The organism is Sphingomonas sp. Leaf67, from assembly GCF_001421965.1.
Lineage (GTDB): Bacteria > Pseudomonadota > Alphaproteobacteria > Sphingomonadales > Sphingomonadaceae > Sphingomonas.
On record NZ_LMLP01000021.1, the window covers coordinates 1 to 16,198 of the forward strand.

General features: G+C 67.4%; 16 protein-coding genes and 1 pseudogene. 6 read left to right on the forward strand and 11 right to left on the reverse strand.

Going from position 1 to position 16,198, the window contains the following annotated elements:
• Positions 1-235: 235 nt before the first annotated feature.
• A pseudogene (locus ASE90_RS12175) lies at positions 236-1,274 on the reverse strand (IS256 family transposase).
• A gap of 80 nt (positions 1,275-1,354) precedes the next feature.
• Here ASE90_RS12175 and ASE90_RS20885 point away from each other — a divergent pair.
• Positions 1,355-1,483, forward strand: a complete 129-nt coding sequence (locus tag ASE90_RS20885; protein ID WP_268795016.1) for a hypothetical protein — start codon at positions 1,355-1,357, stop codon at positions 1,481-1,483.
• A 175-nt stretch (positions 1,484-1,658) separates the two neighbouring features.
• Here ASE90_RS20885 and ASE90_RS12180 read toward each other — a convergent pair whose 3' ends face one another.
• The gene (locus ASE90_RS12180; protein ID WP_056000910.1) at positions 1,659-2,276 is read right to left on the reverse strand and encodes a YbhB/YbcL family Raf kinase inhibitor-like protein; all 618 of its coding nucleotides are present in this window, start codon (positions 2,274-2,276) and stop codon (positions 1,659-1,661) included.
• A gap of 370 nt (positions 2,277-2,646) precedes the next feature.
• Between ASE90_RS12180 and ASE90_RS12185 the strand changes: the two genes are divergently transcribed.
• A complete protein-coding gene (locus tag ASE90_RS12185) occupies positions 2,647-3,681 on the forward strand; it encodes a patatin-like phospholipase family protein (protein WP_056000913.1) in 1,035 nt (344 codons plus the stop codon).
• Here ASE90_RS12185 and ASE90_RS12190 read toward each other — a convergent pair whose 3' ends face one another.
• The 4 genes from ASE90_RS12190 to ASE90_RS12205 form a co-directional block, all read right to left on the reverse strand.
• Positions 3,682-4,041: a Rieske (2Fe-2S) protein gene (locus tag ASE90_RS12190; RefSeq protein ID WP_056000916.1), complete on the reverse strand. Its 360-nt coding sequence runs from the start codon at positions 4,039-4,041 to the stop codon at positions 3,682-3,684.
• Positions 4,038-5,330, reverse strand: a complete 1,293-nt coding sequence (gene hmgA / locus ASE90_RS12195; protein ID WP_056000919.1) for a homogentisate 1,2-dioxygenase — start codon at positions 5,328-5,330, stop codon at positions 4,038-4,040. Before hmgA ends, ASE90_RS12190 begins: the two co-directional genes overlap by 4 nt.
• Before the next feature lie 233 nt (positions 5,331-5,563).
• The gene (gene hppD, locus ASE90_RS12200; protein WP_056000922.1) at positions 5,564-6,622 is read right to left on the reverse strand and encodes a 4-hydroxyphenylpyruvate dioxygenase; all 1,059 of its coding nucleotides are present in this window, start codon (positions 6,620-6,622) and stop codon (positions 5,564-5,566) included.
• Positions 6,623-6,674: 52 nt separating this feature from the next.
• Positions 6,675-7,529 (reverse strand): LysR family transcriptional regulator, encoded by an 855-nt coding sequence (locus tag ASE90_RS12205; protein ID WP_056002238.1) that lies wholly within the window; start codon positions 7,527-7,529, stop codon positions 6,675-6,677.
• 131 nt (positions 7,530-7,660) lie between these two features.
• Here ASE90_RS12205 and ASE90_RS12210 point away from each other — a divergent pair, with 131 nt between their 5' ends.
• Positions 7,661-9,745 (forward strand): malate synthase G, encoded by a 2,085-nt coding sequence (locus ASE90_RS12210; RefSeq protein WP_056000925.1) that lies wholly within the window; start codon positions 7,661-7,663, stop codon positions 9,743-9,745.
• Between the two features lie 15 nt (positions 9,746-9,760).
• Here the strand turns inward: ASE90_RS12210 and ASE90_RS12215 are convergent, their stop codons facing one another.
• Genes ASE90_RS12215 through ftsE form a run of 5 tightly spaced genes read right to left on the reverse strand, consistent with a single transcriptional unit; the run spans position 9,761 to position 12,895 of the window.
• Positions 9,761-10,060, reverse strand: coding sequence for a DUF6980 family protein (locus tag ASE90_RS12215; protein WP_056000928.1), 300 nt, complete (start codon positions 10,058-10,060; stop codon positions 9,761-9,763).
• Positions 10,061-10,108: 48 nt separating this feature from the next.
• Entirely contained in the window at positions 10,109-10,804 is a 696-nt protein-coding gene (locus ASE90_RS12220; RefSeq protein ID WP_056000931.1) for a lysophospholipid acyltransferase family protein, read from the reverse strand.
• Positions 10,801-11,340, reverse strand: coding sequence for a YdcF family protein (locus ASE90_RS12225; RefSeq protein WP_056000934.1), 540 nt, complete (start codon positions 11,338-11,340; stop codon positions 10,801-10,803). The genes ASE90_RS12220 and ASE90_RS12225 overlap by 4 nt, the downstream gene beginning before the upstream one ends.
• On the reverse strand, positions 11,337-12,218 hold the full coding sequence (locus ASE90_RS12230; RefSeq protein WP_056000938.1) for a cell division protein FtsX: 882 nt from the start codon (positions 12,216-12,218) through the stop codon (positions 11,337-11,339). The genes ASE90_RS12225 and ASE90_RS12230 overlap by 4 nt, the downstream gene beginning before the upstream one ends.
• Complete coding sequence (gene ftsE / locus ASE90_RS12235) at positions 12,215-12,895, reverse strand: cell division ATP-binding protein FtsE (RefSeq protein WP_056000941.1); 681 nt, start codon at positions 12,893-12,895, stop codon at positions 12,215-12,217. Before ftsE ends, ASE90_RS12230 begins: the two co-directional genes overlap by 4 nt.
• A gap of 189 nt (positions 12,896-13,084) precedes the next feature.
• Between ftsE and ASE90_RS12240 the strand changes: the two genes are divergently transcribed.
• The 3 genes from ASE90_RS12240 (at position 13,085) to ASE90_RS12250 (ending at position 16,183) form a co-directional block, all read left to right on the forward strand.
• A complete protein-coding gene (locus ASE90_RS12240; protein ID WP_082449777.1) occupies positions 13,085-13,924 on the forward strand; it encodes a zinc-ribbon domain-containing protein in 840 nt (279 codons plus the stop codon).
• Positions 13,925-14,180: 256 nt separating this feature from the next.
• A complete protein-coding gene (gene hisC, locus ASE90_RS12245; RefSeq protein WP_056000946.1) occupies positions 14,181-15,275 on the forward strand; it encodes a histidinol-phosphate transaminase in 1,095 nt (364 codons plus the stop codon).
• Positions 15,275-16,183, forward strand: coding sequence for a prephenate/arogenate dehydrogenase family protein (locus tag ASE90_RS12250; protein WP_056000948.1), 909 nt, complete (start codon positions 15,275-15,277; stop codon positions 16,181-16,183). The genes hisC and ASE90_RS12250 overlap by 1 nt, the downstream gene beginning before the upstream one ends.
• Positions 16,184-16,198 lie beyond the last annotated feature (15 nt).

A 16,198-nucleotide genomic window follows, 5' to 3' on the forward strand; every position in this document is an offset into this window, starting at 1 on the left:
TCAGATGCGTCTGCGCCTTGGTCTGCTGGTGGGGTTCGGGCGCGCCGATCCGCGCGAAGGCGAGGTGGTAGCAGGAGTTGGCGTCGGTGAAGATGGCGCCGATCTGGCCGACAGCGGCCTTGGCCAGGGCGTAGATGGCGCTCGCGCTGGTGACGCCGCGATCGCTCACATGATAGGCGACAACGCGTCGATGCGGGCCTGTCAGGAATTTCGTGTGCGGACGGGCGGATGAACATTACGCCGCCATGGCCCTGATGAAGCGCTCGCCGAAGATGACGGCGAACTGGGCCTTGGCCATGGTCCACTCGCGTGGCGGCATCCTCCACTCTTTCTCCGAGCGGTTCAAGATCAGGTAGAGCAGCTTGGTGGCGGCCTCATCGCTGGGGAAATGCCCCCGGGCACGCACGGCGAGTTCAGCGCCTCGATGGCGTTGGTAGTGTAGATGATCCGGCGAACCTCGTCGGGGAAGGCGAAGAACGGGATCACCTCCGCCCAGGCCCGTCTCCAGCTCTGGCCGATGGCGGGATAGCGGGTGCCCCAGGGACCGGCCTCGAAGACCGTCAGTGCCTGCTCGGCCGCCTCGGCGCTGGGCGCGCGGTAGACTCCCTTCAGCGCCGTCGCCAGACCCTTGCGGTCCTTCCACGAGACGAAGTCCATCGAGTTTCGCAGCAGGTGGACGATGCACGTCTGGACGATCGCGTCGGGACACACCGCGGTGATCGCCTCGGGAAAACCCTTCAGGCCGTCGACGACGGCGAGCAGGATATCCTCGGTGCCGCGGTTCCTGAGCTCGTTCATGACCCTGAGCCAGAACTTCGCACCCTCGTTCTGTTCGAGCCACAGGCCCAGCACCTCCTTGGCGCCATCGGCACGGACGCCCAGCGCGATGTGGATGGCTTTGTTACGGACCATGCCCTCGTCGCGGATCTTCACCCGCAAGGCGTCGAAGAAGACGAGCGGATAGACCGGATCGAGCGGCCGTTGCTGCCAGGTCGCCACCTCGTCGAGCACGGCGTCTCCCGGGTGCTCATGCCCCGCGCGTACATCGACACGATCTTCTCATCGAAGCCGGGGAAGCGCCGCTGGTATTTGGCGATCAGTTGCGGGTCGAAGCTGGCCTGCCGGTCGCGCGGTACGTCGATCGCCAGCTTGCCCGTATCAGTCGTGATCGTCTTCCGACCGTAGCCGTTGCGCGAATTGCCGGCGCCGTCGTCCCCGGCCAACAGCTGATCCAGAAGATCATTCGGTATCGCAGGCTCTTTGCGTCGAGACATATCGGGGCTCCTTCTTTCCCGTTATGCCCGCCCGCACACGAAACTCCTGACAGGCCCCCGCATGCTCCTTACAGATCCACTTGAGGCCCCCCGCCGACGATGCACCGATCGCCCGGCCGATCGCCCGGATGCCCATTCTGTTCATGTACATCTCGATCGCCAGGGCTTTCGTCTCGGCACTGAACCTGGGCTGGCTGTCGGTGCAGTAGCGACCGCAGGTCCGGCACGCGTAGCGCTAATGGCCCGACTTGCGTCCCCGCTTGATCAGGTCCGTCCCATCACACTCTGGACACCGCATCCCATCCTCCCTGTCCCAAATTACACGAACAGAAGAGAATCCAAAAAGCACCTCATGTAAACAGTCCCCCGTGCCGGGGAGGAGCTTCAGGCTGGTGCCGTTGCGCCGACCGGGCCGACTTCGGCCGGTTCTTCACGAGAATAGACCCCGGTGAGCAGCCCCGCCGCCAGCACCCGCCCGGCCATTGCCTCGACCACCGCGCTGCGGCCGGGATTGGGGTCGAGCTGCGGCGCGTCCTTCAGCGCGAACAATTGGAAGGCGTAGCGATGTTCGCCGTGCCCGGTCGGTGGATCGGGCGGCAGCCAGCCTTCGCGTAGATAGCTGTTGCGGCCGACATCGCCATGGAGCGCATCGCCGTCGCCATCGGGGCGGATCGCACCTTCGGCGACCTGGCCGTCGGCAGCGGGGATGCCCCACAGGATCGCGTGGACCAGCGGCTGGGTCGAGGGGGCGTCGGGGTCCTCGACGATCAGCGCCAGCGACGTCGCTTCCGGAGGGACGCCGCGCCAGTGCAACGGCGGCGAGACGCCTTCGCCATCGGCGGTGAAACGTTCGGGCAGGCGCTGTCCGTCGGCAAAGGCGAGGCTGGCAAGGTCGAGGCTGGCGAAGTTGCCCAGTGCCGGATCGACGATCGTCAGCTTCGACGCGCCCGCGCGGACATTGTGCAGCAGGGCGCCCAGCCACCCCGGAACATGTTCGAGCATGATGGTCCTTTCGTCGCGATGGTCCGCCGATAACCGGCGAGACCGACGGCAAGGTCCACGGGATCGTCAGAAATCCTCGTTCGAATGTATCCACGTCCGCTGTGTGCGACCTCTGCGAACGTCGCAAGCTTCGCCAAAAACTCGCCGTACCCCTGCGCAGGCGGGGGTCCAGAGCCGGGCAGAACAACGGCTTGCGCCTGGAGCCCCGGACCCCCGCCTGCGCGGGAGTAGGGCCGGCGACAGGATTCCATACGTTCGCAGAGGTTGCCTGTGTCGGGGTGAGACGGGGTATGATCGTCGACGACCAGTCGACCGGATACGATCCGGCATTGCTGCGTTGCAGCGTGAATCGATTTGTCCGGAGACCGTCATGACCGTACCGTCCCAACCGCCGCGTCTGGCGCTCGCGCTGCAAGGGGGCGGCGCGCATGGTGCCTATGGCTGGGGCGTGCTCGACCGGCTGCTGGAGGAAGACTGGCCGATCGTCGCGGTGAGCGGCGCGTCGGCCGGGGCGCTGAACGGTGCGGCGCTGGTCACCGGCTTCGCCAGCGGCGGGCGACAGGGAGCGAAAGACGCCCTGGCGCGGTTGTGGGAGAGCGTTTCGCGCAATTCGCCGTTGCAGGCGTTCGATACCGACTTCTGGATGCTGCCGGCGTTCGAGCCATTGTTGCGCCGGTCGCTGGAGTTCGGAAAGCTGATCAGCCGCTATATCGCGCCGCTGTCGCCGGGACTGCGCGACATGCGGGCGCTGCGGCGGGTGGTTGGCGACAGTCTCGACCTGTCGCTGTTGACGTCGCCCGGCGCGATCCCGTTGTCGATCGCCGCCACGCGGGTTGCGACCGGGGCGGCGCGGCTGTTCCAGAATGACGAGATCACGCTCGACGCACTGATGGCGTCGGCCTGCCTGCCCGAGCTGTTCGGGCCGGTGACGATCGATGGCGAACCCCATTGGGATGGCGGCTTTTCGGCCAATCCGGCGCTGGAGCCGTTGATTTTCGGGGGGCATGGCCAAACCGACATGCTGATCGTGCAGATCACGCCGTTCGCCACCGGCGAAACGCCCGACACGCTGGTCGAGGTGATGGGACGGATGAGCGATATCGGGTTCAACGCATGTCTGCTGCGCGACTTGAAGGCGCTGACCGAGGTGCAGGCGATCGCAAGGCGCGCGCCGCCGATCGACGATAATTTCACGGCATTGGCGCGGACTAACCTGCACCTGATGGAGGCCGCGCCGACGCTGTCCGAGCGGGGGCCGACCGGCAAGAGCGACACGCGCCGGTCGCAGTTGGAGGCGCTGCGCCAACTGGGGCGGGCGACGGCGGATGCGTGGCTGGCCGAGCATGGCGCGCGACTGGGGCAGGGATCGACGCTGACCGCACTGCCCGAGGCGGTGGCGGCCTGATCAGGCGGTGACGATCGCGCCGTCCCGTACGTCCACCGGCCACGGCGTCAGAGACTGGCCGGGGCAGGGACCGCCGAGGCACTTGCCGTCGTCGATCGCGAACAGCGCGGCGTGCCAGCTACAGGTGATCGCGCTGCCATCGGGCGTCAGATAGGCGTCGAGCGTTTGCGCGAGCGGCAGGCCCATATGCGGGCAGCGGTCGACATAGCCGACCACCGCATCGCCGCGCCGCACGACGAGGCCGTGGAATCGCCCGGCGCGCAGTTGCAACACGTAATTGCGCGCGCGACCGTCGGCGATGTCGGTCAGCGGCCCGAGCGTGACGCCAGCTGGTGTCGCGAAGACGCGGGCGTCGCTCATCCGGGCAGGCGCGCCTTGGCGAAACCGGTCCATACCTCGTCATAGTCAAGCTGCATGGTCGACGATGCCATCGCCCAGCGGCTCGGCTTCACGACGTGGCGGGTTTCGAACATGAACGCCATCGTGTCGGCGATCTTGTGCGGTTTGAGGTCGGCGGCGACGGCCTTGTCATAGCTGGCCTGATCGGGGCCGTGGCCGTTCATCTGGTTGTGCAGCGACGCGCCACCGGGGGCGAAGCCGCCCTCCTTCGCATCATAGGAACCGGTGATGAGGCCCATGAACTCGCTCATGATGTTGCGGTGGAACCATGGCGGGCGGAACGTGTCTTCGGCGACCATCCAGCGCGGCGGAAAGATCACGAAGTCGCAATTGGCGGTGCCGGGCGTGTCGCTGGGCGCGGTCAGCACGGTGAAGATCGACGGATCGGGATGGTCGAAACTGACGGTGTTGATCGTGTTGAAGCGGGTCAGGTCATAGCGGCAGGGCGCGAGATTGCCGTGCCACGCGACCACGTCGAACGGCGAATGGTCGAGCGTGGTGGTCCATAGCCCGCCCTGAAACTTCTGGATCACGTCGCAGGGGGTGTCGCGATCCTCATACCATGCCGATGGCGTCTCGAAATCGCGGGGGTTGGCGAGGCCGTTGGCGCCGATCGGCCCGAGGTCGGGCAGGCGGAACAGGCTGCCGTAATTCTCGCAGACATAGCCGCGTGCCGCGCCATCGGGCAGCGACACGCGGAAGCGGACGCCGCGCGGGATCAGCGCGATCTGGAGCGGGGCGATGTCGATCCGGCCGAGTTCGGTGTCGATCGCCAGCCGTCCCTGCTGCGGCACGATCAGCAACTCGCCATCGGCCGAGAAGAAGGCGCGCGCCATGTCCTGGTTCGCGGCATAGAGGTGGATGCCGACGCCGCTCTGCGCCGCGACGTCGCCGGTCGCGCCATAGGTGACGAGGCCGTCGACCCAGTCGGTCGGTTCGGTCGGCAAGGGCAGCGGGTCCCAGCGCAGGCGGTTCGGGCTGGGCGGCGGACCGGCGATCGGCGCGGTTTCAACGGTCGTTGCGCCGGTGTACGGCACGAATGCGCCATGGTTGGCCGTCGGGCGCAGGCGGTAGAGCCAGGACCGGCGGTTCTCGCTGCGCGGGGCGGTGAAGGCGGTGCCGGAGAGTTGTTCGGCGTACAGGCCGAACGGGACATGCTGCGGGCTGTTGCGGCCGATCGGCAGGGCGTGCGCGACGGCCTCGGTGGCGATGTGGTTGGCGAAACCGGGGTGGTAAGCGGAGCCCGACATGATCCTCTCCCTCATCGTTTCGTCATTCCGGCGAAGGCCGGAATCCATGGTAACGCGACGTGGCGTTTCTATCGAGTGCGAACCGTGACCATGGACCCCGGCCTGCGCCGGGGTGACGGTGGTTGGATTGCCCGCCGGGCCGACCGTCGGGGCGAAGCCGCGCCTTGTGGCCCGGCTCCGTCGCGCTGGCCGGGCGGGGCCGGGCACCTGCGTGCCTGCATCCGGCCAATGCCTCAGGCATCGACCGTGATGACCCCGCGCCGGATCTGATCCAGCTCGATGCTCTCGTACAACGCCTGAAAATTGCCGTTGCCGAAGCCTTCATTGCCCTTGCGCTGGATGATTTCGAAGAAGATCGGCCCGAACATCGGTTCGGTGAAGATCTGCAACAGCAACCCTTCCTCGCCGACATTGCCGTCGATCAGGATGCGGTTGCGGCGCAGGCGTTCGAGGTCCTCGCCGTGCCCGGGCACGCGCTTGTCGACCAGTTCGTAATAGGTTTCGATCGTGTCCTGTAACCTCACGCCGCGCGCGCGCAGTTTTTCGACGGTCTCGAAGATGTCGTCGGTGGTGAAGGCGAGGTGCTGGATACCCTCGCCATTATAGTCGCGGATGAATTCCTCGATCTGGCTCTTGTCGTCCTGGCTTTCGTTCAGCGGGATGCGGATCGCCTTGTCCGGGGCGATCATCGCCTGGCTGAACAGGCCGGTCGCCTTGCCCTTGATATCGAAATATTTCTGCTCCTCGAATCCGAAAATCTGGTTGTAGAAGGTCGACCAGGTCCGCATCTGCCCGCGCTTCACATTGTGGGTCAGGTGGTCGAGCAGGTCGAGGCCGACATGGTTCGCGGCTTCCGCCTCGGCAGCGCCCGGAATCGCATCCCAGTCGTCGTACAGCGATCCGGCCGCGCCGTGCCGGTCGACCAGATACAGCATCGATCCGCCAATGCCCTGCAACGCATAGCCTTCACCGAGCACGCCACGCGAAGGGTCGGCAGGCATCGCACCGCGCGCGACAGCCGCTTCGAACGCCGCTTTCGCATCGGCGACGCGGAACGCCATGCCCGATGCCGATGGCCCATGCTGCGCAGCAAAGTCCGCAGCATGTCCATCGGGAATACGGTTGAGCAGCAGGTTGATGCGGCCTTGCCTGTAGCGGACGACGTCGCGACTGCGATGCCTCGACGCGGCGACGAAGCCGAATTGTTCGAGCTGTGCGGCCATGCGGTCGAGATCGGGGGCGGTGAATTCGCAGAATTCGAAACCGTCGAGACCCATCGGGTTGACGTCCATATGCTCCACGGCAGCATCCTCCTATTTCGTATCAATTGATACGAAACTGATCCTAACCGACGTGCGTGTCAAGCGGCTCCCAAGGCGGCGACGACAGGCGATCGGCGAGGAAATCGACGAAGGCGGTGACTGCGGGGCGCGGCTGGCCGGCGTGCAGCGCGTGGATGGCAAGGTCATGCGCGCCCTCCCATTCGGGCAGGACGCGGACCAGCCGGCCAGCGGCCAGCGCCAGCTCGCGGACGATCTCGCTCGAATCGGTGCGGACGTGCGACACGCCCTCGACCACCGCGCGTCGGGCCGGTCGAAGCAGCGTCCACGGCAATTGCCCCTGCGCCGCAAGCAGGCGATGGCCAGCCAGCGTGGCGGGGCTGGTCGGCACGCCGTGCGCGGCCAGATAGGCGGGACTGGCGCACACCACGCGCCGGTTGCCCGCCAGCGACCGCGCGACATAGCCGGCAGGCGGCTCGGCGGTGATGCGGATCGCACAGTCGATCCGTTCGGCGGCAAGATCGACATAGCCGTCCGACAGGGTCAGTTCGAGGGCGATGGCCGGATAGGTGCGCAGGAAGTCGCCGAGATGGGGCGCGATATGCAGCCGTGCGAACGAGGTCGGCGCGGCGATGCGGAGCGGCCCGGCAGGGGTCGCAGCTGCACCGGTCACCCGCGCCTCCGCTGCAGCCAGCGCGGCGAGAATCTGGGTCAGGTCGGCATGGAGTTGCGTACCGATCGGGGTCGGGTGCAGCCGCCGCGTCGTTCGTTCGATCAACCGCACCCCGAGCCGCGCCTCCAGCCGGGCCAGCCGTTTCGAGACCATCGCCGGCGATATGCCGCTGTTCCGAGCGGTCGCGGCGATGCTGCCGCTGTCGAGGATGGCGACGAACAGCGCATGGTCGGGGTCGAGGGTCATTCGTTCCTCCATAGAATGACTGTCTTGCGATTATGACCGCTACCGATGCGAAAGGCGAGGTGGTAGCGCTTCGTCGTACAACAACCGTCTGTCCGGCATTCGCTGGGACGACGTGCGGGGAGGATGCCGTGATGCAAGCCTATGTCGATCGTGCCGGACTGTCGGTCGCCGCCGAACTGGCCGAGTTCATCGAAGCGCGGGCGTTGCCCGGCACCGGCATCCCGGTCGACTCCTTCTGGGCAGGATCGGCCGCGATCCTTGCGCGCTTCGCCCCCGAGAATCGCGCGCTGCTCGCCCGGCGCGATGCGTTGCAGGTGCAGCTGGATGCATGGTTCGTCGAGCGCGCGGGCCAAGCGATCGATCCGGCCGAACAGGCGGCGTTCCTGCGTTCGATCGGTTATCTGGTCGACGAGCCTGCGCCGTTCGAGGTCGACCCGACCGGCGTCGACGCGGAGATCGCGACGCTGGCCGGGCCGCAGCTGGTCGTCCCGATCCTGAACGCGCGGTTCCTGCTGAACGCCGCCAATGCGCGCTGGGGCAGCCTCTACGATGCGTTGTACGGCACCGACGCGATCCCCGGTACGCCGGCACCGGGCGGCTATGATGCGGCGCGCGGGCAGGCGGTGATCGACCGCGCGAAGGCGTTTCTGGACGAGACGGTGCCGCTGGCCGGGTCGAGCTGGCGCGACTGGACCGGCGACGCGCCGCGACTGGCCGACCCTGCGCAACTGCTCGGGCGGGCGGGTGATAATCTGCTGCTGCGGCATCACGGGCTGCACATCGAACTGGTCATCGATCGCGACCATGCGATCGGGCGCACCGATCCGGCGGGGCTGGCCGACATCCTGCTCGAATCGGCGCTGACCACGATCTGCGATCTGGAGGATTCGGTCGCGGCGGTCGATGCCGGGGACAAGGTCGCGGCCTATGCCAATTGGCTGGGGCTGATGCGGGGCGATCTGTCGGCCAGCTTTGCAAAGGGCGGACGGACGGTCATCCGCACCCTTGCCGCCGATCGCCGCTATGTCGACGGCGATGGCGGCGAACTGGTCCTGCCGGGACGGTCGCTGCTGTTCGTGCGCAATGTCGGGCATTTGATGACGACGCCCGCGTTGCTGCTGGCCGATGGCGGCGAGGCACCCGAAGGCATCCTCGACGCGATCGTCACCAGCCTGATCGCGCTGCACGACCTGAACGGTGCGCGCGCCAATAGTCGGGCGGGATCGATCTATATCGTCAAACCCAAGCAGCACGGGCCGGAGGAGGTCGCGTTCACCGATCGGCTGTTCGACGCGGTCGAGGACCTGCTGACGCTGCCACGCCATACGATCAAGGTCGGGGTGATGGACGAGGAACGGCGCACCTCCGCCAATCTGGCGGCGTGCATCCATGCCGTTCGCCACAGGATCGTGTTCATCAATACCGGTTTCCTCGACCGCACCGGCGACGAACTGCACAGCGCGATGCATGCCGGGCCGATGATCCCCAAGGGTGAGATGAAGGGGGCCGACTGGATCGCGGCCTATGAGGATCGCAACGTCCAGATCGGACTTGCCTGTGGCCTTGGCGGGCGGGCGCAGATCGGCAAGGGGATGTGGGCCGCGCCCGACCGGATGGCCGATATGCTGCACCAGAAGATCGCGCATCCGATGAGCGGGGCCAGCACCGCGTGGGTGCCGTCGCCGACCGCCGCAACGCTGCACGTGCTGCATTATCATACGGTCGATGTTGCGCAGCGACAGGCGGCACGGGCGGCCGAACCGGTCGCGCCGCTGACGCGGTTGCTGACCTTGCCGCTCGCTGTCGGGCGGAACTGGCAGCCGCAAGAGGTCGCGCGGGAGCTCGACAATAATGCGCAGGGAATCCTCGGCTATGTCGTGCGCTGGATCGATCAGGGGATCGGGTGTTCCAAGGTGCCCGACATCCATGACGTCGGCCTGATGGAGGACCGCGCGACGCTGCGCATTTCGTCGCAGCACATCGCCAACTGGCTGCTGCACGGGGTGTGTTCTGCGGCGGAGGTCGATGCGGCGTTCGACCGGATGGCGCTCAAGGTCGATGCGCAGAATGCGGGCGATCCGGCGTATCGGCCGCTGGCGGGCGGGGTCGCGCTGGCGGCGGCGCGGGCGCTGGTGTTCGAGGGACTGGCCCAGCCCAATGGTTATACCGAGCCGTTGCTGCATGCGTATCGGAAGGTGGCGAAAGCGGTGGGGTGAGGGGCTGGCTGTCGCTCAGCGGTCTTGTGATGCCTGGTCTCGCCATGCGCCGTTGCGATAAGGCTCGGGCAGTTTGTCTTCCCAAGGATCGAAGCCGAGCGCTTCCAGCTGATCGAACCAGCGATCCCGTTGAGATGGTGGAAGTTTTACGCCACACCATGGGCAGAAGAATAGCGTTTGTCTGGCCTTGCCCGCAGGAATCCAATATTCGTCAAACCGCGAATCATAGCGAACGGAACCCCAGCCATTTTGCGAATGCTGATCCATATGGTTCGCGTCGGTTGCGGCATCGTTGCGGTTACGGTCGCGGTTCATGCGGCATGATAACCTTTCCGAGAAAGTGCGCAAACTGCCCACAGGACACTATCCCGCCGCAGGCTCCAGCGCATTGATCGCGGCATGGACCCGCGCCTCGATCTCCTCGCGCGGCAGGCCGGGGGGGATCGGATCGAGGAAGCGGATGGTGATGATGCCCGGCCGGTTGGGGCCGGGGCGTCGCATGCAGTGGCCGCTGTCGAGCGCGACCGGGACGACGGCCATGTTGAGCGCCTTGTACAGCCCGGCGAACCCCGAGCGGAGCGGCGGGGCTTCGCCGACGGGGACCCGCGTGCCTTCGGGAAAGATCAGGACCGAGCGGTTCTGCTTCCGTGCGACGGCGGCTTCCTTCAGCATCTGGCGCAGCGCCTTGGACGACGCATCGCGGTCGACGCCGATCGCACCATAGGCACGGGCGGTGCGGCCCCAGAAGGGCATGTCGATCAGCTCGCGCTTCATCACGATCAGCGGGCCGTCGATCCGCTGCGCCATCTCCAGCGTCTCGAACATCGCCTGATGCTTGACCGCGAACAGATAGGTGCCGGGCGGTCGCACCCCCTCCACCCGGACGCGCACGCCCAATATCCAGCGGGCGAGGAAGCGGTGGGTGGCGATCCAGACATGGGCGTGGACGTGCATCGCCCGCTGCCCGAACCATGCCGAGACCGGCGCGCTCAGCACGATCGGCCCCGACGCGGCGTAGAACAGGATGCGGAACACCCACGTGCGAATCCACGCGATCACAGATCGATTCCCAGCCGCATCACTACGCCCCGCACCAGATATTTGTTATATTCGCCGAACAGCAGCGCGAAGCCCGGATGGCCGGTCACCGGATCGCGCACGATCTCGACTGAATTGCCCAGCGCGTGGCGCAGCTCCATCGTCGCGCGCGCCATATGCCAGTTCGACGTGACCAGCCGGATCGAGCGATAGCGGTTGCGGCGGACCCATAAGGCGGTTTCGTCGGCATTGGAGCGGGTGTCGACCGCTTCCTTGCCCAGATCGACGCAGCAGCGGAACAACGCACGCGGCGCATCGATCGCCGCGGCCAGTTCGCGCGGGCGGACATCGGGGTCGACGCCGGTGATGAGCATCCGCCGCGCCTGACCCGCCGCCAGCACCGCCAGCCCGCGTTCGATCCGGCCCGATCCGCCGGTCGGCACCACGACGCCGTCGGTCCGCTGTTGCAGGGGGCCGGGCTGTGGCAGCGTCACCGCGAACAGCGCGAAGCCGAGCGCATAAAGCAGCAGCGCGACCGAGAAGAGCCGGCCCATCACAACACCCGCGCCAGCCGCCGCAGCACCGCGATCCGCGCGGCGAACATGGCGAGCAGGGTGAAGGCGACCGGCAGGACGGCGATGACCAACCAGTCGAGCGGCAGCAGCGAAACGCCGTCGGCCAGCTGAGAGTCGAGCGTCGCCATCCGCTGTCCCAGCAACGCCACCAGCAGCCCGCCGGCCAGCGCGCCGATCAGCCCGCCGGTCAGCGTATCCTGCCCGATGCGCCGCTGGAACAGGCGGGCGATCTGAAGGTCGGTCGAACCCAGCATATGCAGGATGTCGATCGTTCCGCGATGGGTATCAAGCCCTGCACGGGCCACCAGCAGGACGACCGCCGCCGTGGCGCTCGCCATCACCATCACCAGCCCGAGCGCGGTCCAGCCGAGTGCCGCCACGAAGGCGCGGACCGGGGCCAGCCACGTTGCATGACGATCGACGCGGATGCCGTCGCCGACCGCCTTCGCCAGCGCATCGACCCGGGCGACGGTGGCGTCGTCGCCGCTGCGCAGGTCGACATCGACCATCGCCGGCATCGGCAGGTCGGCGTCGAGCCCCGCCTCGCCCAGCCACGGTTCGAGCAGTTCGGCGAGACGGGCGCGGTCGACCTCGTTCGCGCGGGCGACGTCGGCGGAACGGCGCAACCGGCCGAGCAGCGCGGCGGTGACCGCGTCGCGGCGGGCGGCGTCGCCCTCGATCACCTGGACCGTCACCCGCGCGGCGAGTTGCCGGTCGAGCGCGCGCCCCGCACCCTGCGTCGACAGGCCGAGCGCGGCGCTGAGCGTCGTCAGGAAGATCATGATCGCCATGATCCACACCATCGCCCGTCGCCCCTGTCGGTCGTCGAGCAGCGGTTGCACGGCCGCGCGCCCGATCATGCAGCGTCCGTGTCGGCGAGCAGCCGTCCGGCATCCAGCTGCATCACCAGCGCATCGGGGACGCGATGGAGCAGGTGATGGTCGTGGGTCGCCATGACGACGGTGGTACCCAGCCGGTTGAGCGACGCGAACAGCTTCAGCAGGCGTTCGGCCATGATCGGATCGACGTTGCCGGTCGGTTCGTCGGCGACGAGGATTTCGGGGCGGGTGATGACTGCACGGGCGATGGCTACGCGCTGCTGCTCGCCACCCGACAGCGTTGGCGGGCGGGCATCGGCGCGATCGGTCAGCCCGACCCATGCCAGCATCTCGGCGACCGGCCCGGCCAGTTCGTCCTCGGGCATGCCGGCGACGCGGAGCGGCAGCGCGATATTGTCGCGGGCGGAGAGATGCGGGACCAGCCGGAAATCCTGAAACACCACCCCGATCCGCCGCCGGAACCCGGGCAGGCGTTCGCGCGGCGACAACACCATATCCTCGCCGAACAGCCGGATCACGCCGCGGCTCGGCCGCTGTGCCAGATAGAGCAGGCGCAACAAGGAGGTCTTGCCCGCACCCGATGCGCCGAGCAGGAAATGGAACGTGCCTTCGCGGAGCGTAAAGCTGAGATCGCTCAGCGTTTCCGGCCCGTGACCATAGCGAAGGCCGACATTCTCGAACTGAACGATACTGGCCACGTGCGCCCTTGGATTCCGCCGGTCGTCCCTGCCAATCGCACATGGGGGCGTTTGTCTCAAGCCGGGCAACATCGCGCCTTGCCCGGATGGCGTCGGGGACGTAGATTCAGCGCTTGATTTCAAGGCGCGCCCGGTTCGCCCCGCATCAGCGGTGGCGCGGCGCGGCTCATGCAGGGGGCAGGGGACGTAATGATCCTCGAATGTACGCAATGCCATATGCGCTATCTGGTCGCCGATTCGGCGATCGGACCCGCGGGGCGCACGGTTCGTTGCGCAGGGTGCCGGCATAGCTGGTTCCAGCCGCCGGCGATGGTCGATCTGGGCCATGGTCCGCGCGAGACGCCGCCGCCGGCCGAGCCGGTGCGCGTGCCGCAGCCGGTGGTCGCCGATGCCGTGTCCGACATGCCGCGTGCCGCCCCGGCCGGCGACTATGCTCCGGCGGCACCGGTCTTCGCCGAAGCCGCCTATGCCGCCGATGTGGCGCGGCCGTTGCGGGCGCGCACCGCCGAACCGGCGCGGCGCTATATCGACCCCGATGCCGAACGGGCCGAGCGTGGCGAGACGGTCAGCGCCTTTGCCCATCAGCCGCCCTTCGTACCGCGCCGCAATCCCGCGCGCCGTCGCACCGCGATCGCGGTGGCCGCCGGCGTCGCGATGCTCGCCGCGACGGGGGCGATCCTGTACACGGGCACGCCGGGCATCGCCGAACAACTGGGCCTGCCGATCGCGACCAATGCCGATGCGGCGCTGAAATTCGCCATCAACACCCCCGAACGGCGGCTGTTGTCGAGCGGCAACGAATTGTTCGCGGTCTCGGGCAAGATCATCAATGAAACCGGCAGCCGCCAGCGAATCCCCGATATTCGTGCGGTGCTGAAGGACGATCAGGATCGCAGCGTCTATAGCTGGACAATCAAGCCGCAGACGCGGGCGATCGGACCGAGCGGCAGCCTGAGTTTCAACAGCGCGGCGCTGGATGTTCCGGCCAATGCGAAGGAACTCGAACTGAGCTTCGCGTCGGGACTGTAGGCGGCGAGGCGAGCGGCGGGGTCGTGGTGAGTAGGCAAGAGGCTGTTTGAAAACTCGCGGTAGAGCGAGTTTCGCAGGCGGTACCGGCCCGTTCCCCCTCCCGGCCACCCACACGGTATTTTAATGGGTGGCCGGGAGGGGGAGCGGGCCGGTACCGCAAAAATGCGCCACCGCATTTTTCAAACGGACTCCAAGACCGCCCGCCACCCATGACCGATGCCTTGCGTTCGGCGGCGGCATTTGCCAGTGCCGCACCATGAACGCGCCTGCTCCCAAGCCCTGGATCCTCGACATCGCTCCCTATGTTCCCGGCCGGTCGAAGACCGACGACGGGCGGCAGGTGGCGAAATTGTCGTCGAACGAAAACCCGCTCGGCACCTCCCCCCATGCCCGCGCGGCCTTTGCCACCGCCGACCGCAGCCTCGAACGCTATCCCGACGCCGGGGCGGCCGATCTGCGCGCGGCGATCGGGCAGGCGCACGGGCTGGACCCGGCCCGGATCATCTATGGCACCGGGTCGGACGAAGTGCTGCATCTGGCGGCCGGGGCCTATGCGGGTCAGGGCGACGAGGTGATTTTCGTCCGATACGGCTTTGCGGTCTATGAGATCGCGGCGCGGCGGGTCGGCGCGACGCCGGTAATCGCACCCGACAAGGACCATGCAACGGACGTCGACGCGATCCTCGCCTGCGTGACCGATCGGACCCGCGTGGTGTTCGTGGCCAATCCCAACAATCCGACCGGCACCTTTTCCCCCCGGTCGGAAATCGCCCGGCTGCATGCGGGCCTGCCGTCCGACGTGCTGCTGGTCCTCGATCAGGCCTATGCCGAATATCTCGACGCGGCCGAGGACGATCACGGGCTGGAACTGGCGAGGACGCAGCCGAACGTGCTGATCACGCGCACCTTTTCGAAGATCCACGGCCTTGCCGCCGAACGGATCGGATGGGGCTATGGTTCGGCGGAGGCGATCGATGCGATGCACCGCATCCGCGCACCGTTCAACGTGACCACCGCCGGGCAGCAGGCGGCAATCGCCGCGATCCGCGACAAGGGGTTCGTCGAGGCGAGCCGCGAACATAACCGCCAGTGGCGGACGTGGTTCGAGGGCGAGATCGCGGCGATGGGCAATGCGGGCCTGCGCGCGGTGCCGTCCAAGGCCAATTTCGTGCTGGTGCTGTTCGACGGGCCGGTCGGCGCGGGTGATGCGTATCAGGCGTTGATGGACCGGGGCTTCATCGTCCGCTGGCTGCCCGGACAGGGGCTGGCCAATGGCCTGCGCATCTCGATCGGGACCGAGGCGGAGGTGCGCGGCGTCGCCGCTGCCCTGCGCGAGATCGTGGGCGGCTGATGCTGCCCTTTTCCCGCGTCGCCATCATCGGGCTGGGGCTGATCGGATCGTCGATCGCGCGGGCGGTGCGCGCCGAGATGCCGACGGTGCGGCTGACCGGGCATGACGCGTCGGCGGAAGCGCGCGAGCAGGTGCGGGCACTGGGGATCGTCGACGACTGCACCGACCATGCCGGCGCGGCGGTGATCGATGCCGATCTGGTCATCCTATGCGTGCCGGTCGGGGCAATCGGTGCGGTCGCCGCCGAGATCGCCGAAGACCTGCCGGCAGGCGCGATCGTCAGCGATGTCGGATCGAGCAAGGCCGGGGTCGCCGCCGCCTTTGCCGAGGTGTTGCCGGGCGTGATGGTCGTCCCGGCGCATCCGGTGGCGGGGACCGAGCGCAGCGGGCCGGATGCGGGCTTCGCGACGCTGTTCCGGGGGCGGTGGTGTATCCTGACCCCGGCGGCCGATGCCGATCCGATCGCGGTCGAGCGGGTCGCCGAGTTCTGGCGACGGCTGGGTGCCGAGATCGACACGATGGATGCGGCGCATCATGATCTGGTGCTGGCGGTAACCAGCCATTTGCCGCACCTGATCGCCTATACCATCGTCGGCACCGCGTCCGACCTCGAAACGGTGACGCAGAGCGAGGTCATCAAATATTCGGCGGGTGGGTTCCGCGACTTCACCCGCATCGCCGCGTCGGACCCGACGATGTGGCGCGACGTGTTCCTCGCGAACAAGGACGCGGTGCTGGCGATGCTCCAGCGTTTTTCGGAGGACCTGTCGGCGCTGCAACGGGCGATCCGGTGGGACAAGGGCGACGAGCTGTTCGACCTGTTCACCCGGACCCGCGCGATCCGGCGGTCGATCGTCGAGCAGGGGCAGGACGACGCCCGCGAGGATTTCGGGCGCGATCACGGGTAATCCCCCCGTCATCCC